The following is a 25,502-nucleotide window of genomic DNA, read 5'->3' as shown; positions in this document are numbered from 1 at the left end:
GGATGTCGGCAATGATTACATTTGATATTCAGCACATTCCATTTAGCCGATTTGGATCTTTTCTGACGGTATCGCATTTGCCGCAGAATGGCAAGCGAGAGGAAGGCTTGTATTTGCGCACCGTTCGCGGTGGTGACGAGACGAGCGGTGCAGTATTCCGCCTAGAGCTGGTAGCTGGCGGCGAGGTTGTACCTTATTCAGTTCATAGCGCGCCATCCTCCTTAACCCTTATTGGAGAAGGCGGACAAGGGAAGGCGGAACTATGCCTGTCGGAGCCGGAAGCGATGCGGATACGTGTGCGCGAAGCGGGAATCCGTCTGACATTAGTTGCGGGTACTTATGATTATGTGCTTCCACGTCAGGATGGACGTTACGAGGTGAATCATTTTACTACGGAAATGCGCTTTATGTTGACTTCGCTTCAAGGGAAGCTTACGGTCGAAGCTCCATGGGAACGTTCCAGATGCAAATATGCGGTGGTGGAATGCTTCCCAGGTGGGGATAACCAAGACAAAGCAGTTGAAGCAGAGCTCATGCTTGAAGAGTATCGGATAGAGCCGCCATCCATTCGTCCATTCGAGTCGCTGGTTTCCTTCGACGAGGCTGCTGCCAGCGTGGAGAAGGAATTTGCTGTATGGCTCGATAAGAGTCTGCCTGCTGCCTTGGAAGAGTTGGAACAGGCGCGCATCTTGGCTGCATACATCACATGGTCCTGTGTGGTGCCTGAGGCCGGACATTTGTCTCGTCCCGCGATGTACATGTCGAAAAATTGGATGACGAACATTTGGAGCTGGGATCATTGCTTTAATGCAATGGCGCTCGCGGCGAATCAGCCAGAGCTGGCTTGGGATCAGTTCATGATCATGTTCGACAAGCAGGATGAATCTGGTCAGCTTCCGGACTTCGTCAATGACAAGTACGCCTTGTGGAATTGCTGCAAGCCGCCTATCCATGGCTGGACGCTGCGCTGGATGATGGAGCGTAATGAGTGGTTCAGCCATGCCGATCGCTTGCGTGAAATCTATGGACCGCTTGCACAGTGGAGCAAATGGTGGATGAATTGCCGTGATGACGATCGGGACGGGATACCCCAGTACAATCATGGCAATGACAGCGGCTGGGATAATAGCACGATTTTCCGCAGTGTGGGACCTATTGAGAGTCCGGATTTATCTGCTTATTTAACTATCCAATTCGAGGTTCTTGCGGAGATTGCCGATCAATTGGGCAAGCCATACGAGGCGCAGGAATGGCTCAATGCTGCGGATAGCCTGCTCGGACGCATGCTGGAGCATTTCTGGCATGACGGCCAGTTCAAGGCGGTTCGTTCAGGCACACATGAGCCGGCGCAAGGAGACAGCTTGATTCCGTTTATGCCGATCTTGCTAGGTGATCGTCTGCCGGAATCGGTGCGCAAAGCGCTTGTGAAGGCAGTTGCCGATGAAGAGCGGTTCTTCAGTCCGAATGGATTCGCCACAGAAAGCCTGAACAGTCCGTTCTATGAACCGGACGGCTATTGGCTTGGGCCAATCTGGGCTCCAGTCATGATGCTGCTGATCGACGGTTTGCAGCGCAGTGGGGAGCGGGGAGTGGCACAAGAAGCAGCGACGCGATTCTGCCGCATGGCTGCTCGCAGCGGCATGGCAGAGAATTTTGATGCACAGACAGGGTGCGGACTTCGCGATCGGGCATTTACGTGGACGTCGAGTGTGTTCCTCATATTAGCGAATGAATATGTAATGCAGCCAGCTCAATAGACGAGGTGGAACAGGCTCCCTGCCGCTTAGCGCGTAAGGGAGCTGTTTTGTTATCTTTGTGATCTCCCCGCCTAATCGATGTCTCGATGAGGACAAATCGGTGCTTCCGTCTCCATTGTCAGATTAAAATTGGTTATGTTACACTTCTGATACATCAACGCTTCGCAGCATCATGACTAGTCCAATAAGCAACAGGGGATGATTCTTATCGCAGAGCCACGTGAAACTCTTACTGGATTAACCCATGTGACACAATCGGGTGTCTTGCATCGGCTACAGCAATGGATGGCCAATATGCCGCCCAATCCGAGGCGAAGTCTTCGCTTGAAGCTCGTGCTGTTCTTCTTGGCGGCATCACTGCTTCCGCTCATGATTCAGGGTGTGCTATCTTATCAACAATCCTCACGCCTTCTGCAAGAGCAGTTCGGCAAATATGGTCAGAACAGTGTCAATCAGCTGCAGTATCAGCTGGATACGGAATTAAATCAGATGAGCATGATTGCGGGTTATATTTATTCATATTTGCTTAATCCATATAAGAGTGTCATCAATGCGGAGATTCCGAAGACGTATTCGCAAGTGCAGGATAAGAACAACATGGAAGATTTCTTGAAAGCGCTTAAAAGGCTGCATGATCGCGGGATATTCATTATTACGAAATCTGGCTATTATTACGGGGACAGCATCTTGAATGTAGATGTTCTGGTTGAACAGCCATGGTGGAAGCGGATCCCTGCCGATCATGCAGGAGAGTATTGGGCAGGATTCTACCCTCCACTGCATTATCGCGATGAGAAGGATACACCGGATCAGAAGCTGCTTGGCTTGGTTGTGCCGATCCGCAATCAGGCAGGACCCTTGCAGGACAGCAAAATCCTTATTGAAATGAAGGCAGATAAGCTGATCGAACTGTTCCGTATGTTCGAACAGGATACGAAGTCGATTGTGACGGTGCAAAGTGCAAGTGGTCAGACGATCTATCACTCGCCGGGCAATTATACTGCGCAAGAAAATGATATCGTGTGGAAGCAGAACTTGAAAATAAATGATTGGACGATAGAAGCTAGACTGCCCTATGAATATTTTAATCAGCCATCAAGTGTTATCAAGTTTTATACCTTACTTGGTTTAGGCTTGTCAGGCTTTCTCGCTCTTCTGCTCGCCTACTTGTTCTCCACTCGTGTAACGGGCAGGATTAAACGGATCAAGGAATCGATGAACTCCGCAGGAGCTGGTCGCTTGAAGACCCGAATCCAAGTTCAGGATGAGGACGAGCTGGGGACGCTTGCGAATAGCTTCAATAAGATGATCGGACAGATCGAAGAGCTTGTGAAGGAAATAGCGGCTAAGGAGCAGCTCAAGAAGGAAGCCGAATTGCGAGCATTTCATTATCAGATCAATCCCCATTTATTGTTCAATACGTTGAACTCCATACAGTGGAAGGCTAGGCTGCAGGGCAATGATGATATAAGGAAAATGATCGCTCACTTAACGATCGTGTTAGAAGCCAACTTAGACGTGACGCGTGAACTGGTACCGATATCGAAAGAGCTGGAGCTTATTGATCATTTTCTGCAAATCCAGCAGGTTCGTTATGAAGGTGAATTTATATATGAGTCTGAAATTGCAACAAGTGCGCTGGCAGCAGTCATCCCGCGTATGAGCTTGCAGCCGCTGTTTGAGAATATCTTTTTCTACGCCTTCGAGGATGGGTATGGCACAATTGCACTCCGCCTAGTAGATACCGGGTCAGAGCTGTATTTAACCTTATCGGACAATGGTAAAGGGATGAGCGAAGAGCGTCGAATCTCTCTGCTGCAGGCTCCGAAAGACCACAATCAGAGACATGGTCTCGGGATGTACAATGTGGATCAGAAGTTCAAGCTGCACTTTGGTTCCGAATATGGATTAAGCATCGAATCCCAGTTAGGAAACGGTACAACGATTGCGATACGCTGGCCCAAAAAGGAGGAGGAATCCGATGACAGACAACCCTATTAAAGTACTAATCGCGGATGATGAGAGCATTGTTCGCAGAGGCTTGATGGCAACGGTAAATTGGAGCAGATTCAACATGGTAGTCGTAGCCGATGCCCCAAATGGTCAGAAGGCATGGGAAGCATTCCTTCTCCATGAGCCGGAGGTGGTCATTACAGATATCGTGATGCCGGAGATGGATGGAATCGAACTCGCCAAGCGAGTGAAGGAAAAGTCGCCGCATACTCGGGTCTTGCTGCTGAGCTGTCATCGAGATTTCGAATATGCACAAAAGGGAATGATGCTTGGGGCTTCCGGTTATTTGTTGAAAACGGCTTTCGAAGATGAGGAACTGGATTATTATCTTCAAAAGTTCGGGGAGGAGCTGGCTGGGAATTCGGAGCCTCCTCCAGCGGTTCGCACTGCAAATTCTAACGAAGAGGATGCACAGTGGAATGCGGCGTTCTATGCCTGGTTATGCGGCTTCCGCAACAACTTCCAAGGCGAGCTGAAACTGCGCTGGGAGACGCAATGGTATTGGTTGAATGAACCTCATGAGATTATATTGGTTAAAATATTCGACAGTTCCGAGCAATCGCTCCCTGCCGCTATCAAATCATCCAACCGTGGAGGGGAGTACTGGAAGTATCTTGGCGATAAGCTGCTGCAAGAAACGGAAGGCCCGTGCGCCTATATTCCCTGCGGTGTAGAACGATGTTTCTATTTCTATCGTCCTACAGCTCGCCTGAAGGTGGAACGGCTGTTGAAAGAGAGCAAAGCATCTTGTCCGCAGCTGCATTGGAGCAGTCGTGGCCCGTTAAAGGGCATGGACGGCTGGCTGGAGGCGGTTCAGGAGCTGCACCGAGCGGCGGAGTTGGAGCGCAAATTTGAGCTGCGAGTCAATTCATGGCCGGAAACGGTGATGCGATCGGTGCTCTTGGTAGCAGAGAATGTGAGTGAGCCTTGGTCCGTCAGTGATGTAGCACATCGAGTTGGATTGAGTCGAAGTCATTTCAGTACTTTATTTAAGAAGGTAACTGGAGAGAATTTTGTCTCCTTCTTATACCGTATGCGGCTTAAGACAGCGCAGGATTTGCTTCTGAATACAACGATGACGCTGCAGGATATCGCTGAGCGGATCGGCATGGTGGATGGAAAATATGTTAGCAAATGGTTCAAACGCTGCTGTGGAATGACACCGAGTCAATACCGAAGCGGACAAAAGGGAGAACATTTTGCTCAAAAATGACGAAGGGCGTACGATATTACGCCCTTTCACCGAACAAAATCACCCCATATTCGGAACAATTCGCCGTTTTGAAAACGCTTTATTGTCTTTAAAGTGAAGGTATGTTTGAGATGCAACCATTTGGGGGGAATGAGCAAGATGAAGAGAACGTCAAGATTGGTTATTCTGTTAACGGTCTTTGCACTTATGCTTGCTGGCTGTGGCGGAGGATCTGGAGAACAAGGTTCCTCCTCCGGGGAAGACAAGGGGAAACAAACCGTTTTGCGTTTTGCAACATGGGATACTGGAGAGAAGCTGAAGGTTCAAGAAAATATCGCGAAGGCGTTCGAAAAATCCCATACAGGCGTCAAAGTACAAATTGAACCTTATGCAGACGGCTTCGATCAGAAGCTGGCGGCATCGTTCGGTGCGAGCAACCCGCCTGATGTGATGTTGATGTGGGATTTCCCAACATACCATTCGAACTTGGAGCCGCTGGATGCCTTTACGGAGAAAGATGCAAGCCTGAAATTAGACGATATATATGATGGCTTGTTCAATTATGTGAAGGTAGATGGCAAGACGTATGGTATGCCTGCGGGCTTCACGACACGGGCTATGTATTACAACAAGAAAGTGTTCGACGCAATGGGAGTCCCATATCCGAAAGATGGCTGGACATGGGATGACTTCAAGGATATTGCAACGAAGCTGACAGATAAATCGAAGAAGCAGTATGGATTCGGTGTCCGTGCTGAGAACGACCCGTATGATCTGCAAGGATTCATCTGGAGTAATGGGGGCAGCTTCATCAGCGAAGACGGCAAGACGATTGAAGGCATTATGAACGGGCCGGATACGGTAGCGGCTGTTCAAATGTTCGGGAATATGGTGAAGGACGGATACGGAGTCCTCGTAGGAGGAAAAACGCAGCTTGGCGGTAACGACATCTTCAAAGCTGGTAAAATCGGAATGTGGGAGAGCGGTGTATGGCCGCTAGACGGGTTTAAGGAAGCGAAGGTTGATTTCGGGACTGTTGAAATGCCAGCGTTCCCTGGCAAGCCTGTGAAAGGCGTAATTTCGGTAAGTGCAGTATCGATTGCGAAGCAATCGAAGCAGAAGGATCTGGCATGGGAGTTCGTGAAGTTCTTTATTTCGGAAGAAGCCGTCAAGATGAAGAGCGATGCTGACCTGCCGATACGTAAGAGCGTCGTGCAAGAAATGAAGCTGGATACATCCGAGCTGTATGCACCGTTCTATCGCATGCTGGAGCGTTCCGACAACACGCCAGCCTTCTTGCTGAACAGCAACTGGAACCAGATGAACCGTCACCTGTCTACTGCAGTTGATTCAGTCATGCTGGGTGAAGATGCACAGAAAGCGCTAGATACGGCAGTGAAGGAAGCAAAAAAATTTATTGAGAAGAAATAAAAAATAATGAGAAATAAACGGGGCCGTTCCTTCGATGAGGCGCATTACGTACATGCGTCCTTCGATATGAACGGCCCTTGGCTTTTCAAAATGATAAGGTATGGAGATATGCTCATGTACTCGTTCTATTACTGTACGAACAAATGGATTCAACTGTAATCAATGGTGTTAATGTTTATGTCCATGTCGTGATCGCTCTAGCGTGATCTTGGTTGCGATGAATCTTCGCGAGCGCATATACAATCCCAATTGGAGAAAGGAGGTACACAAGACCGATTAGGAGACCGACTATTGTTCCATCAAGCATGAATGACAGGGACATTAAGAAGTTGTCGAGCATAAGGTGAGCGAACATGGCCGTCCACCAGCCATGCTTCAGCATAATGAACAGGAAGAACATGCCGATAAACAGAAGCTCTACCGGCCGAGAGTAGTACGGATAGATCGGATAGGTGACATGTCCGAACGCCCATACAAGGGTAGGGATAATCCCGGCTAACCAAGGGTTGCGGAACAATCGGTTCAGGAGTCCAACCCCGAACAAACGATATATCCCTTCCTCCGAAATAGCTGCAACCCAAGCTAGAAGAGGGAACAGTGGTGCAATTCGCAGGTTGAGCGGTGATTGTGAGGCATCGGTCGATGACCACGCATGAAACCCAGATTCCAAAATGAAAAATATAACCGTTTGCATGCCGAGCAATACGCCTGTGTACGCGATTCCGATCCATAATGCTTGTATGAGCTTGCCGCCAAATGCGCGATCACTCCATGTAGGCAGTACATCTCTGTACGCAGACAACTCCCATGCTCGCTTTCCTGCATGGAGAGAGAAGTAGAGGATAACGCCTTGAATTACTGTAATTGCGCCTTGAATGGCAAAGGACAGCCCCATATTCACCCCGTCCACAGGGGTACGGAGTTCCAGAGCGAAGAGACCCGGAAGCACGTTCCATAGATGCAGCAGAGAAATTCCGCATGAGACGGCAGTAAGAGCGAACAATGTCTTCGATCCGAACTTCAGGCCATGACGGTAGACGATGCAAGCGATCAGTGAACATGCACTTAGTAGGATCGTCATCCACATATAGCCGATATTGTAAATGGACGATGCAGTCTTCGTTTGATGCAGTTCTTCAGCTAGATAGCTGTTCGGGATAACCCAGTAGGGCTTCAGCATGACAATGCGATCTTGGGAGAAGACGGCCTTCACGTTCAATGCGGCTTCACCAAGTCGTGCTTCAGGCACGTTATACTCTACCGTGTCTAGCTCCGCCGATGATGCGGCGATTAGTTTTAATTGGGTAGGATTCCATCCCATGTGCTTCAAGAGTGTATCAGCAAGCTTCTTGCGGTTCACTGGATCCAAGGCAGTCTCCGCATCTTCTGCTGACGCCATATTCACATGATTTCCCGTAACCCCGCTAATGTCGGAGGTGATAGGAGGCTTTTCCTGCCATTCGAATCCAATAATACGACCGCTTGTCATGTGAACGTCAATGCGCATGACACCGGATTTTCCAGCCCGATTCATATTCAATAATACCTGAAAAGTATCATAGGGACTGGATGGTTCCCATTTCTGAAAGGAAGCGGTCAGCTTCTCCTTGCTCATGTAGCCGGAAACCGTTGATTGACTGCGATAAATGACGGTTGGGGCAGTATCTTCTTCAGGTGTAATTGAAATATGGAACTGTTTTAAGTCCTGTACAAATGTGAGTGCCTTTTGCGCTGCTTTCTCTTTGGTTAAGAGGGATTGGCTGGCTGCTGATTCCATCATGGCTTCTGTCTGCTGAAAGGGAATGAATACCTGAACAATGAGGAATAATAGAAATCCGGCCACAGAAGAAAGAAGCAGCGGCTTGGATACATAGGACATGTTGGAACCTCCATTCCATCACACATTTAGCGTATGGTTGCTTATTTGTTCATTTTATCCACTTCAACTTTGTAAAGTCCAGCAGAGAAAATGAAGAAACACCTAGCGAAAATGAGTGTTTTGAATACAATTGAAGAAAATGGGGGATTGTAAGCGCTATTTCTTCAAGTTTTTCGTCTTATTCTGGTTAATTTGTTCATTCCTTGACTTTGTATGCTGCAGGGGAAACGTATATAATCTCGTTATGAATTGCATACAAGCCGAGTTTCGTGAGTGAACGAAAGCGGGGGACCCGATAAATGGGGTGAATATCGCAGTTGTGGATGCATAGAATCCACTTGCGATTAGGGCAGCCTGAACGTGCCCGAATCCGACAGCTAACCTCGTAGGCATGTACGTCAGGATACCAGCGATAGCATTGGATTTCCAGTGCTTTTTTTCGTGGGGAAAAAAAGAGGTGACTCCCGTGGAGGGAACAAAAAAGGCCATTCGATTTAATCTGACACCACCGCGAATTCTGGTTGTAGGGTTTGCAGCAATTGTATTATTGGGTGCATTTCTACTTATGCTTCCGATATCAAATGCGGATGGGATTCCGCTGCCATTCCTCGATGCATTGTTCACGTCAACGTCAGCAACTTGTGTGACGGGGCTCATTGTGGTGGATACGGGTACTCATTTTACCGTATTCGGGCAGGTGGTCATCATGCTGCTTATTCAAATTGGTGGGCTTGGATTCATGACAATGGCAACGTTGTTTGCATTAGCACTGAAGAAGAAGATATCGCTGAAGGAAAGGCTTATATTGCAAGAAGCGCTTAATCAGGGCAGCATGGAAGGCATCGTGCGCCTTATCCGTAAAGTAATATTGTTTGCGGTATGTATCGAGGGAACGGCAGCTGTACTGTTCTCCGTGCGATGGGCATTTGATCTTCCGCTAGGCAAGGCCATTTATTTCGGGATCTTCCATGCTGTTTCTTTTTTTAATAACGCAGGCTTTGATTTATTCGGCTCTGTGAGTGGGCCGTTTTCGAGTTTAACCAGCTATGTCGGAGACCCTATTATTAACCTGGTATCAATGCTGCTTATTATCCTTGGCGGGATTGGATTTATCGTCTTGTCCGATTTGGTGGAATATAAGCGCACTCGCAAGTTGTCTCTGCATACGAAGATCGTGTTAACGATGACGGGATTGCTCATTGTAATCGGAACGGTCGTTATATTTATATTTGAATTTACCAATACACGCACGTTAGGCAGTTTGAATGGTTGGGAGAAGTTCTGGGCATCCCTGTTCCAATCTGTCAGCCCGCGTACCGCTGGAGCGAATACGATTGACATCGGAGCCATGCGCCAAGCCTCGCAATTTTTTATGGTTCTTTTGATGTTCATCGGGGCATCGCCAGGATCCACTGGTGGTGGTATTAAGACGACGACGTTCGCCATTCTCATTGGAGCTGTATTTGCCATGATTCGCGGGAAAGAAGATATCGTCATTTACCGGTACCGACTCGCCAAGGATCGTATCTTCAAAGCAGTTACGCTGACGTTGCTGTCATTGTTCTTGGTCATTATCGTATCGATGATATTGTCGACAACAGAAGATCATAGCTTCCTGATGATATTATTCGATACAACATCGGCCTTCGGAACGGTAGGGTTATCAATGGGATTGACGGCGGATTTATCAGATATCGGAAAAGTGCTGCTGAGCCTGACGATGTTTGCAGGCCGTCTTGGGCCATTAACGTTGGCTTATGCGTTAGGCCCGAAAAATGAGCGGGAATTATACCGACACCCAGAAGGAAAAATAACGATAGGATAAGCAAGTTAGATTGTAACGGACGAAGGAGTATACAGGGATATGGAGTTGCAGCAGTTTGCAGTGATCGGGATGGGCCGTTTCGGTTCGAGTCTCGCGAAGGAGCTGGTCAAGCTCGGACATCAGGTGCTAGGCATTGATAAAGATGAGGAAGTAATTGGGGATGTTATGGGCTTTGTAACCCATGCAGTTGTAGCGGACGCATCAGATGAGGAGGTGCTGCGCTCACTCGGCATACGTAATTTCGATTGCGCGATCGTAGCCATTGGTGACGATATTCAGACGAGCATTCTGGTCAGTATTCAGATGAAGGAACTTGGCGTGAAGAAGGTTGTCGCCAAAGCACTTTCCGAATTGCATGGACGTGTTCTGGAGCGGATCGGTGTGGACAGGGTTATTTACCCGGAGCGGGATATGGGCATTCGCGTAGCTCATCAACTTGTATCACCGAACTTGCTGGATTACATTGAATTGTCCAAGGAATATACCATTGCAGAGCTGAGCGTGCCTGGCTGCATGCAAGGCATGGCGCTCAAGGATGTGAATCCAAGAGCTAAGTTCGGGTGCAGCATCGTGGCCCTGAATAAGCCGAAAGGTATGATTATTGCACCATCAGCCGAAGATGTGCTTGATGAGAAAGATATTATGGTTATGATTGGTACGAATACGCAAATCGAAGATTTTGAAGAAGCATTTATGTTGAAGGGGAACGATAAAAAATCGTAAAGAATCCCTTGCTGTAGAAGGTCATAAATAAGCCTGCAGTTGTCGCTTGTATAGAGAAGCGAGCTGCAGGCTTATTGCTTATGTAAATGGCTTTACATGACTACAATTTTGAATACGATATAAGTCAGTAAGAAGTAGGCACCCATGCTTGCTGTGATGAATAGAAAGCGATTCGGACGTGCTACTTCAGTCTGCTCCATTGCTTCGGTCGTGACCAGAATAACGGATACGAACCAAGTGAAAGCTGCTACTGCAACAGATAAAGAACTGAATCCAATGATCGCGAGAAGGAATGCGAGCACAAATCCTAAGCCAAAAGGCATTTGCATAGCAGCCAATTGGACAAATGTCGTCTTCAAGTCAAGCGGCTTGCTGCCCTTCCAGCGGCTAATGAACCAAATACTAATAAAGAGTGCGGCCAATCCAATAATCTGATAGATAAACAATTGAATGAAAAAGCTAAATGGCGGGGTCAGTGAACTTGAACCGCCTAATATGCTAAGTGGACTCATTAGTGAAGCGAACAAGCTTCCAAAGAGCGTGTAGCCGAACAAGGCAAACCCCAGTGCGGAGACTAACGCGGCAATGACCGCATACACCCAATCGGAGACAGTAAGATTGCGAGCACTTGCCGGATTCTTCAGCAGTTGAAGGATATTCTTGCTGTCAATTGACTTGGCCCATTCAGGCACTGTGCTGCCTGGTGTCTTGTGAGACGCTGTCTCAGCAGTGGCGGATACTTGCTGTACATATGCCTCTGCTGCGGAACCAGCATGCTGCGGTGGGACAGACCCTGTACTGCATTGATGGGATTCATTGTCGTTGATTGGCTTGCCACAACGATTACATACAACCATGGTTTCCATTTCCTCCTTATTCTCCCCTAGTTGAGAATGTTTTTTGTCTAAGCTTACTTTATTCGACAGCAAACGAGTGTAATCCTTCTTTTTCCTTTCTATCCATGACTATTTCCCTAGCTGTGATAATGATGCTGCTTCCATAATTTCCTCAATAAACTGCGTAGCGACAGGACTCAGCAGTGCTTGCTCCCCATATACAATGGAAGTTACACGTTCGGTTTGCTTCAATTCCTTTAGGGGAACGGCAATCAGATCGTTGTCCTTGAGCCATTCCAACCGAAGATAGGAGCGTGGCAGCAAAGCAGCTGCATGACAGGTCGTGAGCAAGCGAACTATCGCTTCGAAGGAATCGATCTCCATGCGAATATCAGGCATGATGCGATATCGGCGGAATAGATCATCGATGAGCTTGCGATACCAGGTTCCCTTAGAGAAGAGGAGCATAGGCAGACCGTCCAAGCGGGACATCGTCCAATTGCGGATGCTGGCAAGTGGATGACGGCGTGGAAGCACCAGCTGAAGATGATCCGCGAACAATGGAATGCACATCAGTCCAGGCTCACGAATCGCATCGGCGACGATGCCAAGATCAATGGATTGTTCGCGGACAAGCGAGATGATTTCATGCGTCTTGCCGGTCACAGCCTTGAGTCTTGCGTCAGGATGCTTCTCGACGAAGGAGGAGATGAACAGCGGCAGTGTCGTCTGCAGTGTGGTTAAGCTGGCCCCAATGGTGATGGACGATTGACCTTCCGCCTTGAAGGACGCAATGGACTTCAAGAAACCGAGCTGGCGATTGCGAATATCGATTGCAAATTCGTACGTGAGCTGGCCAACGCGAGTTAGCTCCAGCCGCTTGCCATTCCGGATAAACAGCTCTACACCCAGTTCTTCCTCAAGCTTCGCTACTTGCCTGGATAGAGCCGGCTGAGAGATATTCAACCGCTTTGCTGCTTGATTCAAGCTCGTCAGTTCCACAACCGCTGCGAATGATTCTAACAAATCGAGCATATTTCATAGCCTCCTACGATATGAATGATGAGCTAAGCGTAAAAATGAATGGCTTCTTATGCGTTTTAGTTATAAAAGATATAAAAACATTGCAATTCCATTATAAGGGGATTCGGAGTAACATGGTAGTGTCACAAGTTGTTCACATAACTACAGAAGAGCGGTTTGCAGGAAGAACCGCGAATGTTGTCGAAAGCGGTAACAACTGCGTCATGGCAGTGGTTTTTCGTTGTGACAAATTATTGACGCTTTCGACATGCACAGGTAAAATGAGGATGTTTATTACCAAAATCTACTGGGACACAAATGGAAAGGGGAACCGGCACGCTTATGAAACGAGGATATTTTTACTCGCGCAAGCTGCACTCGCTTCTTGGAATTATTCCGCTCGGATTCTTCATTGTCGAGCACATGCTTACGAACTACGCTGCGTTCGAAGGCGGGAAGGAAGCATTTCAGGGCAGTGTCAAATTTTTGAATGAATTGCCGCTTATATTTTTCCTAGAATTGTTCGGCATCTGGCTTCCGCTTCTGTATCACGGCGTATACGGGTTGTACATTGCGTACACATCCAAGAACAACGTAGGCAATTATAATTACGGCCGCAACGTAGCTTTCTTGATGCAGCGGATAACAGGGGTCATTACATTCGTATTTGTCACATGGCATGTGTACGAAACGCGTGTTCAAATTGCGACTGGCAATATTACGCATGAGCAGCTAGGCACATACATGCATGACATAATTACTTCTCCAGTTATGTTTATCATATATTTGGTCGGTGCGATTTCTGCATCCTATCATTTTACGAACGGATTGTGGGCTTTCCTCGTAAGCTGGGGCATTACGGTTGGACCACGCGCACAAAATGTATCCGCAAAAATCTGCATGGGCTTGTTCATTATTATGGCAGTCATGTTCACATTGTCGTTAATCGGATTCCGCTCGGCAGAGTTCCAAGCAGCGGAAGCAGTTCAATCTATTATTCCATTCATCGGTTAAGGGAGGGTGACGCATTATGGCAAAACAGAACATTATCGTCGTTGGCGGAGGACTTGCTGGTCTTATGGCAACGATCAAAGCAGCGGAAGCAGGCGTTCACGTCGACCTTTTTTCTTTAGTTCCTGTGAAACGTTCTCACTCCGTCTGTGCGCAGGGCGGAATTAACGGCGCGGTAAATACAAAGGGTGAAGGGGATTCCCCTTGGGAGCACTTCGATGACACGGTATATGGGGGAGACTTCCTGGCGAACCAGCCCCCTGTAAAAGCGATGTGTGAAGCAGCGCCTGGCATCATCCACTTGATGGATCGTATGGGGGTTATGTTCAGCCGTACGCCAGAGGGCTTGCTTGACTTCCGCCGCTTCGGCGGGACGCAATATCACCGCACAGCTTTTGCTGGAGCTACAACGGGCCAGCAGCTGCTGTATGCGCTTGATGAGCAAGTGCGACGCTGGGAAGCAGAGGGACTTGTAACAAAGTATGAGCACTGGGAATTCCTCTCTGCCATCGTGGATGATGAAGGCGTATGCCGAGGCATTACAGCGCAGGACTTGCGCAGCATGAACATTACACACTTCGCTGCGGATGCCGTTATTCTGGCGACAGGCGGACCAGGGATTGTCTTCGGCAAAACAACGAACTCGGTCATTAATACGGGGACTGCGGCCAGCGCAGTGTATCAACAAGGCGTTCGTTATGCGAATGGGGAATTCATTCAAATTCACCCGACAGCCATCCCGGGAGATGACAAGCTCCGTCTTATGTCTGAATCGGCTCGCGGTGAGGGCGGTCGTATCTGGACGTATAAGGACGGCAAGCCATGGTACTTCCTTGAAGAGAAATATCCGGCTTACGGGAACCTCGTTCCGCGTGATATTGCGACTCGCGAAATCTTCCATGTGTGCGTAGATGAGAAGCTGGGCATCAATGGCGAGAACATGGTCTATCTCGATCTGTCGCATAAAGATCCGAAGGAGCTGGACGTGAAGCTCGGCGGCATTATTGAAATTTATGAAAAATTCATGGGTGACGACCCGCGCAAGATACCAATGAAAATCTTCCCTGCTGTGCATTACTCAATGGGCGGCATGTGGGTCGACTACAACCAGATGACAAATATCAAGGGCTTGTTCGCAGCAGGTGAGTGTGAATACCAGTACCACGGAGCGAACCGTCTTGGAGCGAACTCGCTGTTGTCAGCGATCTTCGGCGGCATGGTGTCCGGACCTAAAGCAGTAGAGTATGTCCGTGGCTTGAGCAAAGCGACAGAGGATGTATCGACAAGCGTATTCGAGCGTGAGGCGAAGCTAAGAACTTCACAATATGAGAAGTTGCTGACGATGGATGGTACGGAAAATGCGTACGTCATCCATAAGGAACTGGGCGAATGGATGACCAACAATATGACTGTCGTTCGCTACAATAACAAGCTGGAAGATACAATCAACAAGATTAAGGAATTGAAGCAGCGTTACAGCAAAATCAACATGACGGATACGGCTCGCTGGAGCAACCAAGGGGTAGCCTTCACTCGTCAGTTGTGGAATATGCTGGAGCTGTCGGAAGCCATGACGAAGAGTGCGCTGCTTCGCAACGAAAGCCGTGGGGCACATTACAAGCCTGATTTCCCGGATCGCAATGATGAGCAGTTCCTGAAGACGACAATTGCGTCATGGTCCCCAGAGGGACCTGAAATTTCATACGAAGACGTGGATGTATCGCTTATCAAACCGCGCAAGCGTGACTATACGGCGAACAAGAAGAAAGGGGAATAACGATGGCGGAAGCTGTGGCACAATCCAAAAAAGTCAAGTTGATCGTGACGCGTCAGGATGCGCCGGACGCGCAGCCGTACACGGAAGAATTCGAGATCCCATATCGCCCGAATATGAACGTCATTAGCGCATTAATGGAAATCCAACGGAATCCTGTGGATGCAGCTGGTAAATCAACTGCTCCGGTATGCTGGGAATCGAACTGTCTTGAAGAAGTGTGCGGAGCTTGTTCTATGGTCATTAACGGCAAGCCTAGACAGGCTTGCTCTGCGTTGATCGATAAGCTCGAACAGCCGATTCGAATTGCTCCAATGAAGACGTTCCCAGTTGTTCGTGACCTCGTGATCAACCGTCAGCGTATGTTCGATGCGTTGAAGAAAGTCAAGGCATGGATTCCGATTGACGGTACGTATGATCTCGGGCCTGGGCCTCGTATGGCAGAGACGAAGCGACAATGGGCGTATGAATTGTCGAAGTGTATGACCTGTGGTGTCTGCCTGGAAGCCTGTCCGAATGTAAATGAGAAGACGAGCTTCATCGGGCCTGCTCCGATCTCGCAGGTTCGACTGTTCAATGCGCATCCGACAGGAGAAATGAATAAGGACGAGCGCTTGGAACAATTGCTTGAGGACGGCGGTATTGAAGGGTGCGGCAATTCCCAGAACTGTGTCCGTTCTTGTCCGAAGGAAATTCCGCTTACGACATCTATTGCTGAGATGAATAAAGACACAACGAAGCTGATGTTCAAACGCTGGTTTATGCAATAAAGTAAGGTAGGAGCGCCCCGAATAGGGGCGCTTTTTTGTACCAGATAATTCGGATATCCACGTATGGCGTTATGAGCGTGAAACAAGTCAAAGCGAAGCAAAAAATTTTTAAGAAAAATTTGTATTCCACAACTGAATTTTCGATTATAGTATTGGTTAACAACTTGAATGTGCGCTGGAAGCTTGTGAAGATGACTAGGGGGTGCCGAGTTGATAGTCCATTTGCCAATACAGGACACGAACAGCTGGTACGAGAACAGCCTCTTCAGTAAGGTGAAACTGCTGGTGGACGAGTGGGATCCACTAGGACTGCGGGCGCTTGGGGCGCCGGACGATGAATACGATTGCCTTACCGCGTACATAGTCAAGCTTAGTGCTGCCAACTCGGACATGAAGATGACGGAAGAGGCGCTGGAACAATGCATGGAGGAGCATTTCGGAATTGGGCCTTCCATCATGGAGAGGGAAAGGCTTCAGCGTTGGAGAACGAGTGTTTCAATGTTTTGTAAGCGTTTAGATTCGCTAATCGAGCATGCGGCTCAGCCGTATGTGGAGTATTATTCACCAGGATAATGGAAGCGCAATCAATTCGTGGAGATTGATACAGGCAATGGACTGCCGGCCCTATAATAGTGGTCGGCAGTTGTTGTATAGAAGAAGCGAAATAGGAATGGTGTGATGTGACACAATACGCTCTGATAGCCAAACAGGCTCTTTACTCCAAACGAATGGGAACATGGATAAATCGACCCTCACTAGGATTTGCATTGAATACCGAGCTGATTCATAATAAAAGGACGAGACAGGATAGTCATACATAGGAATCGGCGTTTACTGAATGCAAGAGGTAAAGGTAGGGGATAGCTATAAAATCTCCAATGACGAGAGACACGAATCCGAATTCAGTTGCGAATCCGGGAAGACGGCGTTTACTGCGCATGATGGTAGGGGCAGTAATAACAATGCCTATGGCGGTTGGGGGCTATGCCAGATACATTGAGCCTAATAATATTCGGCAGCGTAAGCTTGAGCTGGATATTCACGGACTGCCGGCTTCCTTCAATGGGCTGACCATAGCGCATATATCAGATATCCATTACGGACATCATCTAAGTGAATCGAAGCTTGCGAGCATTGTCCAAGATGTACAAGCCAATCAACCGGATGTGATATGCATTACAGGAGATATCGTTGATAATGGGGATGTGGTTCCAGCCGAGATTGTACCAATCCTGCGCCAACTGCGTGCACCATATGGATCCTATGCTGTGCTTGGCAATCATGACTATCGGGGAAGAGGCGCAAAAGCTGTGGAGAATGCGCTGCAAACGGCAGGAATCCGCGTGCTGCGGAATGACAATGTGATACTCAGGCGGAATCATGAAGTGCTCGCTCTGGCGGGAATCGACGACGCATTGGAAGGGATTCCTGATATGACGCGTGCTATGCAAGGGATATCGGGTAAGATGTGTTGTATTCTGCTCGCCCATGAACCGGATTGGGGAACGGTTGCCCTTAACTATCAAGTTGATCTTCAATTGTCTGGTCATAGTCATGGAGGTCAGGTTCGTGTGCCACTGGTGGGCCCCTTGTTCCTTCCAACGTTAGGTGAGCGGTACCCAGATGGATTATACATGCTAGAGCGTTTAGATAGACCGGATCGCCCACTTCACATTTATACGAGCAGAGGATTGGGGACGACGTTTCTGCCCGTTCGCTTGCTGTGCCCGCCAGAATGGACCTTGCTTACCTTGCGATCAATTGGATAAGGTTTATGCATAAGTAGCCCGTTTGAGGCATAGCAAAGATATATTAGTAGGAGTAGGGTCACATGGCTATTCGTGATGATCAGTAGTATTCGGCTTATCCCCTTAGGGTGTATAATGCTGATATTAGGGAGGAGACGAAGCGACATGCAGTCTATAGCTATCATTTCCGATATACATGGGAATTTACAGGCGCTAGAAGCCGTGCTTAATGATATTCAGCGACAAGGCGCTGATAAAATATACTGCCTAGGCGATTTAGTGGGGAAAGGGCCAAACCCCGTAGAAGTTGTTGATATGTTGTTTGAATATTGCGATGTCATCGTCAAAGGGAATTGGGATGAGCTTGTTCGGCAGATTGAAGATGACGAGCAATTCCGCTGGCATGCACAGCGGCTTGGTTCAGAGCGGTTAGCCCGTCTGGAACGGCTTCCTTTCTCTTATGACTTCAATATGAGTGGGCGTCATATTCGCCTGTTCCATGCTTCCCCACAGAGTGTGTTCACTCGTGTGCAACCATGGGATGCTCCGGAAAAGCGTCTGGCCATGTTCGATTTCACTGCATCATTGACGGAACCGCTCCATCCATGCCAATCACCAGACGTGGTCATTTATGGGGACATTCATAATGCATTCTTGCAGCATTTTAGAGGGAATACGTTAGTGAACTGCGGCAGTGTCGGCAACCCGCTGGACATGACGCAAGCCTCTTATGTGATGCTGGAGGGCTATTTCGGGCAAGTTCAGCAAAGTGAGTTCTCTATACATTTCCACCGAGTTCCCTATGATATTGAGCAGGCTGTTCGAGCTGCGGAAATGAGTGATATGCCTGGAGTGAAGCCGTACGTGCGAGAGCTGCGTACCGGGGTATATCGCGGGCTGCAACAGAACGAAGAATAATTACTGGAAATGATTGTTGTCAGCGTACATTCATGCTAGGATAGAATAGGTCAATGACGATGCCGCCCTAATTAGGGCGGCATTATTGTTGCACATTCAACTAGAACTTAATGTGAGCGAAGCGGATCAGAGCATGATCGACTCGCAGCATTATGGACAAGAGGCGGCGGAAGCCGCACGAAAGGTGGATACATCAGTGACAGCGCAGAAATGGTTCACTCACCCTGTAGGCATGACCGTAAGTGCGATCATTGCTACATTATTGTGGGGAAGCGCGATGCCGGCGATTAAGCTTGGGTATGAAGCACTCAAGATTGGCTCGGACGCGGCTTATGAACAATGGGTATTTGCAGGATATCGATTTGCTTTGGCTGGACTTATGCTCATTCTATTGACTGCTTGCATGAATCGTGGAACGCGAGCTGATGGGGTTCATTACGGTCAGTCTCGGCGTGTTGGCTGGCGAGTCACACGTCTTGCAGTCATACAGACTTTTTTGCAGTATATTTTCTTCTATATAGGCCTAAGTTTAAGTACCGGAATGAAAGGCGCGATTATTACTGGCGCAACCTCCTTCTTCCAAATGGTCATTGCACGGATGGTTGATCGCAGTGAAAGCTTCACATTCGGCAAGATACTCGGATTAGGCTTGGGATTCGCGGGCGTTATTATTGTAACCTTCAGTAATACAGGCGGCGCAGGTATGTCATTTGGCATTGGCGATGTGTGCCTGATATTATCGGCATTGTTCGGTGCGATAGGGAATGTGCTGGCGCGCCATGAGTCGCGTGATTTGCCGGTATTGTGGCTGACTGGACGCCAGATGGCCCTAGGTGGAATTGGGCTTATTCTGGTAGGCGCATGGCGTGCAGGTTTCGCTCCCTTTCAATGGGATGTCTCATCCTTGCTGCTGCTCCTCTATCTGGCCTTCTTGTCGGCAGCGGGATTCAGCTTGTGGAATTTGATTATGAAATATAATCAGGTAGGGAAAGTATCGATGTTCCTCTTCCTCATTCCGTTGTTTGGAGTACTATTATCCGCATGGCTGTTGAATGAATCTTGGAATGGTGGGACATTGGCAGCACTTGGCCTTGTTGTTGCAGGGATCATTGTGGTGAATCGATCTTCTGCAGAGAAGTCTGCTCGCAAGGCAGTTCAGAGGGCGGTTTAACACAGGCTTAATAATTTGTTACACAATGGTAATATTCCTGTTAACGTTGGTTAATGTACAGAGGGTATATTAATAACAAGACCCCCTTTTGATGAATATATATCCCTTGAGACGGATCTGTGAGATACAGGTCCCTTTTTTTTTGCCCTTAACTCCGTATCATAAAAGAAAGATGCAGCTAGAGTACTGTAGGAACTTCGTATCCCGATGAAGTTCCTTATGCCCCAGAAGCATCTTTATGTTGCGCGTGATATATAACTATAATAATCGAACTATGGTCGTGCCTCCTGACAAGTTAATCAATGGGTACGACCTGTTTCTGCTTCTCTTTATAATACACCCAGTACGTAAATCCGATGTCCTTCAGCCGAGAGCGGACTTCCTCCCAGTCCTCGCCGACGCGGGAAGGCTTATGCGCATCCGAGCCAAAGCTAACTTCGACTCCGAAATGAAGGGCACGTTCCAAGATGGCGTCCGCTGGATACCAGCCGCCGCTCAGCTTTGTTTTCCCAGATGTATTGATTTCGATGGCAACGCCGCATTCTGCAATGACCTTCAAGGTGTCGTCGATAATGTCAGGGGCTTGAATGTCCGAGAACGGGGGGTAATTGCCCTTCATGGCGTCAATATGGCCTAAAATTTGAAACATGCCTGTGCGAGCAGAATCACGAATCATCTCATAATAGATCCGTTTTTCAGCAATTTGCTGCTCGGCGTTTAGCTTCTTCCATCTGTTTTTATTGAAAATGCTGACGCCATTTGTGCTGTGAACGGAGCCAATAATGTAGTCAAATGGATACTGTGCTAACGTCTTACGATAGGTTTCCGCATGTTCAGGGAAATAATCTGACTCGATGCCCAGCAGCACGTCGATGCGGCCTTCGTATTCCTTTTTGAGGCGCAGCACCTCGTCTACATAGTTGTGGAAATCGCTTTTGGCCATCGTAATATTCGGATGCGGATGATCTTCATCCTGGCCAAAATAGGGCGTGTGATCGGATATGCCAATAACGTGAAGTCCATGGGCGATCCCTGCCTCAATATACTCACGGATGTTGCCATCTGCATGACCGCAGCGAAAATGATGAGTGTGCAAATCGAATTTCATAGCTTCCCCTCCTGTTCATTGAGTGGTAGTGTCATATCTACGAAGTGAGCGGTATCGTTACTCGGAACCGATGAACTGGGTTTCAGGCATGCCCTTCAAATCATTTAAAAATTGCTGCATGGCAGAATTCAAGTAACGGCCTGAGCGATACATAACCCCAACAGGATGAGCGGTTTCGAGTTCATGAATTTGAACGATCTTCAGCGTGCCGCGACGCAATTCACTGCTGACCGATAGCTTGGAGATGATACCCGCTCCAAGATTCAACTCGGCCATCCGCTTCACTTCCTCACTGCTGGATAACTCCATAACGATATGAGGAGTGATATTGTATTGGCGGAAGGTTTCTTCAGCGAACCTTCGGCCTACAGTATCAGGCGACAATAGAATGAGCGGAACTTCCTTCAGCATATCAACCGTTGCATGCTCATGCTTGGCCAGCGGATGGTCTGGACAGACGACGAGTTCGAACGAATCGTAGTAGAGCACAGACGTATTCAGATTCGGATTCGGTTCGTTCAAATATCCGATGCCAATATCAACGGTGCCATTCTCGATATGGGCCATGATCTGTGAGGATGACATGGACATAATGGTCGTCTTAATGAGTGGAAATTGATCCTGAAAATAGGAAAGAATCCGCGGCAGGATTTGAATAGCAATCGAAGTCGTTGTACCTAGAACAATATGCCCTTGCGGAATTTGGTTCAAATCACTCAGCTTCTGTTTAACTTCGTCGACGATATCTAAGATGCGCGTTGCATGCTCCAAAAATACTTTGCCGCTGTCTGTCAGGGTGACAGGTTGGTTGCGGTCAATAAGCACCGTTTTGAACTCATCCTCCAAGCTTTTGATCTGAGCGGACACGGCAGGTTGAGTCAGGTTAAGCAATTCGCCTGCCTTGCGGAAGCTCATCGTCTTGGAAATGGTAATTAGTGTTTCCAACTGGCTTAAATTCATGACTGTTTCCCCCTTTCTTGCCTATTTTGACATAGGACTAAATTATGGTGTGAGATGTGTACACGGTGGTGAATATGTAAAATCCGAAATAGGGTATGAGAATGGAGCTTCAATACAATTTATCGCTTTTGTTGTACTAATAAAATGTTTTTCTCATTATACATTAGATTAGTTAAGGAAGCTATGCCGATGAGCAATGTTTACCAACGCGGCAGCTTATATGAAAACTTAATAATTGAAATAGTTGACCGCCGCGCAGGCCATGCCGCACAATGAAAATGAAGACGTTCTCAACAACGTTACGTTATAGCTTAGGGGGAAAACGATGCGTTCGAAACAGGTTCGCAGTTGGATGATGTATGATTGGGCGAATTCCGCTTTTGCGACAACAATGTTGGCGGCAGTTCTCCCTATCTTTTATCAGTCTGTGGCTGCTTCAGGACTTCCGAATCATGAGGCGACGAGCTATTGGGCTTTTACACAGACGATCGGCATGATCCTTGTCGCACTGCTGTCTCCGATATTGGGAGCAATGGCTGATCTATCACGCCGCAAGATGGCATTTTTGCGTGTCTTTGCGATTTGCGGCTCGGTGGCTTGTATGCTTCTGTTCTTCGCGGGAAATGGAGATTGGCTGTATGTATCGGTACTGTTTATTTTGGCAACGATAGGCTTTTCTGGAGGCAATACGTTTTATGACTCTCTCCTGCCCGAGATTGCAGCACCAGATGAGCGGGACGAAATATCTGCCAAAGGGTATATGTACGGATACATCGGTGGCGGTGTGCTGCTGGCGGTCAACATTGTCATGCTTGAGAAATGGGAGATGCTAGGGTTTCCGAATAAGCTCGTTGCCACGCAGACCGTATTTTTGTCCGTAGGAATATGGTGGCTGCTCTTCTCATTGCCAATATTCCGCCACTTGCAGGATCCTGTGCGTACAGATCGGCAATCGGTGTCTTATTACACGAAGCAAGGTTTCGGCCGGATAGCTCAAACGATTAAGCGGGTGAAGCATTACCCTGAGCTATTGAAGTATATGGTGTCCTTCTGGTTTTTCAATGACGGCATCTCCACGATTATCGGAATGGCGGCGATATATGGTGCTGGGATGGGCATTCAGACGAGCCATCTCATTATTGCGCTGCTTATTACCCAATTCGTCGGAATCCCGTTCACCTACTTGTTTGCGAAGTTCGCCCGCAGGTTAGGTTCTAAGCGTTCCTTGTACGTATCACTTAGTACGTATATCGTCATCGTGTTCTTTGGTTATTTTATGACAACAGCGCTTCATTTCTACATCCTGGCCTTCCTTGTTGGCATGGTGCAAGGGGGAAGTCAGGCAGTAGCGCGTTCTGTTTACAGTCAGATGGTGCCGATTAGCCGCGCATCTGAATTTTTCGGGTTCCTCAGTTTATCGAGCAAAGTGTCTGCTTCCATCGGTCCGGCCGTCTTTGGCATGGTAGGCTTAATGACCGGTTCTACACGCCTGGCAATCTTGTCTATCCTGGCCTTCTTCATTATCGGGATTATTTTGCTTGCATTCGTAGATATTGAGAAAGGGCGCAAGGAAGCAGCGATGGAGGAGGACACTTGGAATACAAATGCATCAGGGGGCAAGGGGATACCTGTCCATTAATAGAAAGACCCTAATCCGTATGTTCGTACTGCTTTACGCAGAGGGGAATCACGGATAGGGTCTTTCTTTTTGCGTTATATCGGTTAGAGACTGCACATACATCAGGTAAGAGAGTACTCATTTATATAGAAGGAGCCATGCTTACGTAGTCATAATCATCCACCATTGCTTGTCATACGCTTCCAGCTCAACCTCTTTCAGTCCCAAGTTCGACTCAGCAATCCACTCTCTGACCAATTGAATATATGCACTGTGGAACTCTGAAGAATACCCCATTTGCTCATATCCAGCATAGGTGCAGTTGTCAAAAATGAGATAGCCCCCTTTTTTCAACAGCTTCATACAGATATCGATAATGTTGATGAATGGCTCAAAGGCCGCCTTCCGAAGTTCTCCTCGATTGTGATAGCTCATCACAGCTTGAAGTAATTGAGGCTCGATATCCCACCAATTATTGTTGACGGTATCGATACCCTCGATATCTGCAATTATCGTCTGTATAATATCATTAATCGCATGATGGAAAGAAATGACTTCGAAAGAATGAGGCTCATAATACTGCAATAAATTGTTCCCGTTATCTTCAATAATTTTGACTTGGATGTCCAAGTCAGCCGTTTTTTGCATGAACTGCTGAGATAGCTCTTTATTCAGATTTGCTGTCACATACGTTGCACCATTGGAGAACGCATTTAGTGCTCTTGGAATACATACCGTATCACCTGCAGCTATTTCGTATAGGGATGCATGGGATTGGATACCCAGCTCAACAAGTAAATGGTACCAAGCTGCAGAGTAATAAAATTCGACTAATTCATGACTCCATTGGCGAGACAGGTCAATTGGACTTCGCATGATTTGATTTAATAAGCTTTCGATTTCTTCAGCGTTCATTTCTTGAAGTTGTGAGCGTAAGGATGTAGGGAGATACTGTTCGAGATGTGGGGGGAAGTTCCTAGTCTTATAATGCTTGGCCAGTTCCCGCACGTTCATGAGTGACACCCCATTTACCAATATTTTATTACATTCTAGGGGATAGCCGTGTAAGGAAATGAACGAATCTTGCTCAATTTTGGGGAGTCAATCTAGCAGCTAAGTTTAACATGGAATGAAACAATAAATCTCAGAAAGAGAATGATCCATGGATAACCTGGTGAGTAGTATATATAGAGCGACGGAATTCATAGAGACCAATCTGTCCAGAAAAATAACATTGGATGAGATTGCGGATGCTTGCTATATATCGAAATACCATTTGCATCGGGCGATGAGTGCTGCTGCACGCCGTCCGTTGATGGATTATGTAAGGGCGAGAAGACTGGCCTCCAGTCTGGATATGCTGCTGCATAGCAACTATTCTATTCTACATATCGCGCAGGAATATGGCTTCGAATACGAACAGTCTTATATACGGGCTTTTGTAAGTGAATATGGGATGACGCCTTCTAAGTTCAGAAAAGGGTGCTTTACTGTTAATCTTACTGAAAAAATAAACATCGCCGAATTTATACAATTGGACAATGGCATTGTTTTCGAGACAGGATTCGTGTTGAAGCAGGCCTTCAGTTGAGCGGATTCCTTCTTCTTCGAATCGATTGACGTCTCAGTAGCTAACGAACATTACTGCGAAGTCAAATTGTATGTTCCGATTGCTGCTCCACCATTACTCGATCGAAATGCATACTCGTTCGATAAAAAAGGAGAGCGCCCGACATAAGCTCGTG

The 25,502-nt window shown here is 47.6% G+C and carries 22 protein-coding genes and 1 riboswitch; of the genes, 16 read left to right on the top strand and 6 right to left on the bottom strand.

Annotation, left to right across the window (positions count from 1 at the left end; genetic code table 11):
• Window positions 1-2: 2 nt before the first annotated feature.
• From PBN151_RS21615 to PBN151_RS31450, 5 genes are all read left to right on the top strand, one after another.
• Window positions 3-1,757, top strand: coding sequence for an amylo-alpha-1,6-glucosidase (locus PBN151_RS21615; RefSeq protein ID WP_175560772.1), 1,755 nt, complete (start codon window positions 3-5; stop codon window positions 1,755-1,757).
• 198 nt (window positions 1,758-1,955) lie between these two features.
• The gene (locus tag PBN151_RS21610; protein WP_083545270.1) at window positions 1,956-3,758 is read left to right on the top strand and encodes a cache domain-containing sensor histidine kinase; all 1,803 of its coding nucleotides are present in this window, start codon (window positions 1,956-1,958) and stop codon (window positions 3,756-3,758) included.
• Entirely contained in the window at window positions 3,739-4,983 is a 1,245-nt protein-coding gene (locus tag PBN151_RS21605; protein ID WP_072730658.1) for a response regulator transcription factor, read from the top strand. The genes PBN151_RS21610 and PBN151_RS21605 overlap by 20 nt, the downstream gene beginning before the upstream one ends.
• 138 nt (window positions 4,984-5,121) lie before the next feature.
• The gene (locus PBN151_RS21600; protein ID WP_072730657.1) at window positions 5,122-6,393 is read left to right on the top strand and encodes an ABC transporter substrate-binding protein; all 1,272 of its coding nucleotides are present in this window, start codon (window positions 5,122-5,124) and stop codon (window positions 6,391-6,393) included.
• Between the two features lie 6 nt (window positions 6,394-6,399).
• Window positions 6,400-6,552 carry a hypothetical protein gene (locus tag PBN151_RS31450; RefSeq protein ID WP_175560771.1) on the top strand — a complete coding sequence of 51 codons (153 nt, stop codon included), beginning with the start codon at window positions 6,400-6,402 and terminating at the stop codon, window positions 6,550-6,552.
• A gap of 16 nt (window positions 6,553-6,568) precedes the next feature.
• On the opposite strand, the gene PBN151_RS21595 is transcribed toward PBN151_RS31450, so the two are convergent.
• Window positions 6,569-8,272 (bottom strand): CPBP family intramembrane glutamic endopeptidase, encoded by a 1,704-nt coding sequence (locus tag PBN151_RS21595; protein WP_072730656.1) that lies wholly within the window; start codon window positions 8,270-8,272, stop codon window positions 6,569-6,571.
• A gap of 248 nt (window positions 8,273-8,520) precedes the next feature.
• Window positions 8,521-8,679: riboswitch (cyclic di-AMP (ydaO/yuaA leader) on the top strand.
• 59 nt (window positions 8,680-8,738) lie between these two features.
• Here PBN151_RS21595 and PBN151_RS21590 point away from each other — a divergent pair.
• Window positions 8,739-10,097, top strand: coding sequence for a TrkH family potassium uptake protein (locus PBN151_RS21590; RefSeq protein WP_021252660.1), 1,359 nt, complete (start codon window positions 8,739-8,741; stop codon window positions 10,095-10,097).
• 39 nt (window positions 10,098-10,136) lie between these two features.
• Window positions 10,137-10,820: a potassium channel family protein gene (locus tag PBN151_RS21585; protein WP_072730655.1), complete on the top strand. Its 684-nt coding sequence runs from the start codon at window positions 10,137-10,139 to the stop codon at window positions 10,818-10,820.
• Window positions 10,821-10,912: 92 nt separating this feature from the next.
• Here PBN151_RS21585 and PBN151_RS21580 read toward each other — a convergent pair whose 3' ends face one another.
• Window positions 10,913-11,677 (bottom strand): hypothetical protein, encoded by a 765-nt coding sequence (locus PBN151_RS21580; protein WP_072730654.1) that lies wholly within the window; start codon window positions 11,675-11,677, stop codon window positions 10,913-10,915.
• Between the two features lie 108 nt (window positions 11,678-11,785).
• Entirely contained in the window at window positions 11,786-12,691 is a 906-nt protein-coding gene (locus tag PBN151_RS21575; protein WP_021252663.1) for a LysR family transcriptional regulator, read from the bottom strand.
• A gap of 330 nt (window positions 12,692-13,021) precedes the next feature.
• Between PBN151_RS21575 and PBN151_RS21570 the strand changes: the two genes are divergently transcribed.
• The 7 genes from PBN151_RS21570 (at window position 13,022) to PBN151_RS21540 (ending at window position 20,071) form a co-directional block, all read left to right on the top strand.
• Complete coding sequence (locus PBN151_RS21570) at window positions 13,022-13,693, top strand: succinate dehydrogenase cytochrome b558 subunit (protein ID WP_021252664.1); 672 nt, start codon at window positions 13,022-13,024, stop codon at window positions 13,691-13,693.
• A gap of 16 nt (window positions 13,694-13,709) precedes the next feature.
• Window positions 13,710-15,467: a succinate dehydrogenase flavoprotein subunit gene (gene sdhA / locus PBN151_RS21565; protein ID WP_072730653.1), complete on the top strand. Its 1,758-nt coding sequence runs from the start codon at window positions 13,710-13,712 to the stop codon at window positions 15,465-15,467.
• 2 nt (window positions 15,468-15,469) lie between these two features.
• Window positions 15,470-16,234: a succinate dehydrogenase iron-sulfur subunit gene (gene sdhB, locus PBN151_RS21560; RefSeq protein ID WP_021252666.1), complete on the top strand. Its 765-nt coding sequence runs from the start codon at window positions 15,470-15,472 to the stop codon at window positions 16,232-16,234.
• Window positions 16,235-16,444: 210 nt separating this feature from the next.
• Entirely contained in the window at window positions 16,445-16,807 is a 363-nt protein-coding gene (locus tag PBN151_RS21555) for a hypothetical protein (RefSeq protein WP_021252667.1), read from the top strand.
• A 305-nt stretch (window positions 16,808-17,112) separates the two neighbouring features.
• A complete protein-coding gene (locus tag PBN151_RS21550) occupies window positions 17,113-18,003 on the top strand; it encodes a metallophosphoesterase (RefSeq protein ID WP_072730652.1) in 891 nt (296 codons plus the stop codon).
• Between the two features lie 144 nt (window positions 18,004-18,147).
• A complete protein-coding gene (locus PBN151_RS21545; protein ID WP_065291538.1) occupies window positions 18,148-18,900 on the top strand; it encodes a metallophosphoesterase family protein in 753 nt (250 codons plus the stop codon).
• 88 nt (window positions 18,901-18,988) lie between these two features.
• The gene (locus PBN151_RS21540) at window positions 18,989-20,071 is read left to right on the top strand and encodes a DMT family transporter (protein WP_227774935.1); all 1,083 of its coding nucleotides are present in this window, start codon (window positions 18,989-18,991) and stop codon (window positions 20,069-20,071) included.
• Between the two features lie 295 nt (window positions 20,072-20,366).
• Here the strand turns inward: PBN151_RS21540 and PBN151_RS21535 are convergent, their stop codons facing one another.
• Window positions 20,367-21,179 (bottom strand): histidinol-phosphatase, encoded by an 813-nt coding sequence (locus PBN151_RS21535; RefSeq protein ID WP_072730651.1) that lies wholly within the window; start codon window positions 21,177-21,179, stop codon window positions 20,367-20,369.
• 57 nt (window positions 21,180-21,236) lie between these two features.
• Window positions 21,237-22,139, bottom strand: coding sequence for a LysR family transcriptional regulator (locus PBN151_RS21530; RefSeq protein WP_065291536.1), 903 nt, complete (start codon window positions 22,137-22,139; stop codon window positions 21,237-21,239).
• A gap of 325 nt (window positions 22,140-22,464) precedes the next feature.
• Between PBN151_RS21530 and PBN151_RS21525 the strand changes: the two genes are divergently transcribed.
• Window positions 22,465-23,778, top strand: coding sequence for an MFS transporter (locus PBN151_RS21525; protein ID WP_072730650.1), 1,314 nt, complete (start codon window positions 22,465-22,467; stop codon window positions 23,776-23,778).
• Window positions 23,779-23,919: 141 nt separating this feature from the next.
• On the opposite strand, the gene PBN151_RS21520 is transcribed toward PBN151_RS21525, so the two are convergent.
• Complete coding sequence (locus PBN151_RS21520; protein WP_175560770.1) at window positions 23,920-24,633, bottom strand: hypothetical protein; 714 nt, start codon at window positions 24,631-24,633, stop codon at window positions 23,920-23,922.
• A 298-nt stretch (window positions 24,634-24,931) separates the two neighbouring features.
• Between PBN151_RS21520 and PBN151_RS21515 the strand changes: the two genes are divergently transcribed.
• Window positions 24,932-25,348 (top strand): helix-turn-helix transcriptional regulator, encoded by a 417-nt coding sequence (locus PBN151_RS21515; RefSeq protein ID WP_227774933.1) that lies wholly within the window; start codon window positions 24,932-24,934, stop codon window positions 25,346-25,348.
• The last annotated feature ends 154 nt before the right edge of the window (window positions 25,349-25,502 follow it).

It is taken from the genome of Paenibacillus sp. NAIST15-1 (genome assembly GCF_001894745.1).
GTDB lineage: Bacteria > Bacillota > Bacilli > Paenibacillales > Paenibacillaceae > Paenibacillus_B > Paenibacillus_B suaedae.
Note: the sequence above shows the minus strand (reverse complement) of the source record. Positions and strands in the feature narration are given on the sequence as shown.

What these genes read in the sequence shown, in the direction of transcription:
- PBN151_RS21535 (WP_072730651.1), bottom strand. Translation starts at nt 21,179, where the DNA reads ATGAAATTCGATTTGCACACTCATCATTTTCGCTGCGGTCATGCAGAT.
- PBN151_RS21520 (WP_175560770.1), bottom strand. Translation starts at nt 24,633, where the DNA reads ATGCGAAGTCCAATTGACCTGTCTCGCCAATGGAGTCATGAATTAGTC.
- PBN151_RS21570 (WP_021252664.1), top strand. Translation starts at nt 13,022, where the DNA reads ATGAAACGAGGATATTTTTACTCGCGCAAGCTGCACTCGCTTCTTGGA.
- PBN151_RS21530 (WP_065291536.1), bottom strand. Translation starts at nt 22,139, where the DNA reads ATGAATTTAAGCCAGTTGGAAACACTAATTACCATTTCCAAGACGATG.
- PBN151_RS21580 (WP_072730654.1), bottom strand. Translation starts at nt 11,677, where the DNA reads ATGGTTGTATGTAATCGTTGTGGCAAGCCAATCAACGACAATGAATCC.
- PBN151_RS21545 (WP_065291538.1), top strand. Translation starts at nt 18,148, where the DNA reads ATGCAGTCTATAGCTATCATTTCCGATATACATGGGAATTTACAGGCG.
- PBN151_RS21605 (WP_072730658.1), top strand. Translation starts at nt 3,739, where the DNA reads ATGACAGACAACCCTATTAAAGTACTAATCGCGGATGATGAGAGCATT.
- PBN151_RS21615 (WP_175560772.1), top strand. Translation starts at nt 3, where the DNA reads ATGTCGGCAATGATTACATTTGATATTCAGCACATTCCATTTAGCCGA.
- PBN151_RS31450 (WP_175560771.1), top strand. Translation starts at nt 6,400, where the DNA reads ATGAGAAATAAACGGGGCCGTTCCTTCGATGAGGCGCATTACGTACAT.
- PBN151_RS21575 (WP_021252663.1), bottom strand. Translation starts at nt 12,691, where the DNA reads ATGCTCGATTTGTTAGAATCATTCGCAGCGGTTGTGGAACTGACGAGC.
- PBN151_RS21550 (WP_072730652.1), top strand. Translation starts at nt 17,113, where the DNA reads ATGACGAGAGACACGAATCCGAATTCAGTTGCGAATCCGGGAAGACGG.
- sdhB (WP_021252666.1), top strand. Translation starts at nt 15,470, where the DNA reads ATGGCGGAAGCTGTGGCACAATCCAAAAAAGTCAAGTTGATCGTGACG.
- PBN151_RS21595 (WP_072730656.1), bottom strand. Translation starts at nt 8,272, where the DNA reads ATGTCCTATGTATCCAAGCCGCTGCTTCTTTCTTCTGTGGCCGGATTT.
- PBN151_RS21610 (WP_083545270.1), top strand. Translation starts at nt 1,956, where the DNA reads ATGATTCTTATCGCAGAGCCACGTGAAACTCTTACTGGATTAACCCAT.
- PBN151_RS21585 (WP_072730655.1), top strand. Translation starts at nt 10,137, where the DNA reads ATGGAGTTGCAGCAGTTTGCAGTGATCGGGATGGGCCGTTTCGGTTCG.
- PBN151_RS21525 (WP_072730650.1), top strand. Translation starts at nt 22,465, where the DNA reads ATGCGTTCGAAACAGGTTCGCAGTTGGATGATGTATGATTGGGCGAAT.
- sdhA (WP_072730653.1), top strand. Translation starts at nt 13,710, where the DNA reads ATGGCAAAACAGAACATTATCGTCGTTGGCGGAGGACTTGCTGGTCTT.
- PBN151_RS21600 (WP_072730657.1), top strand. Translation starts at nt 5,122, where the DNA reads ATGAAGAGAACGTCAAGATTGGTTATTCTGTTAACGGTCTTTGCACTT.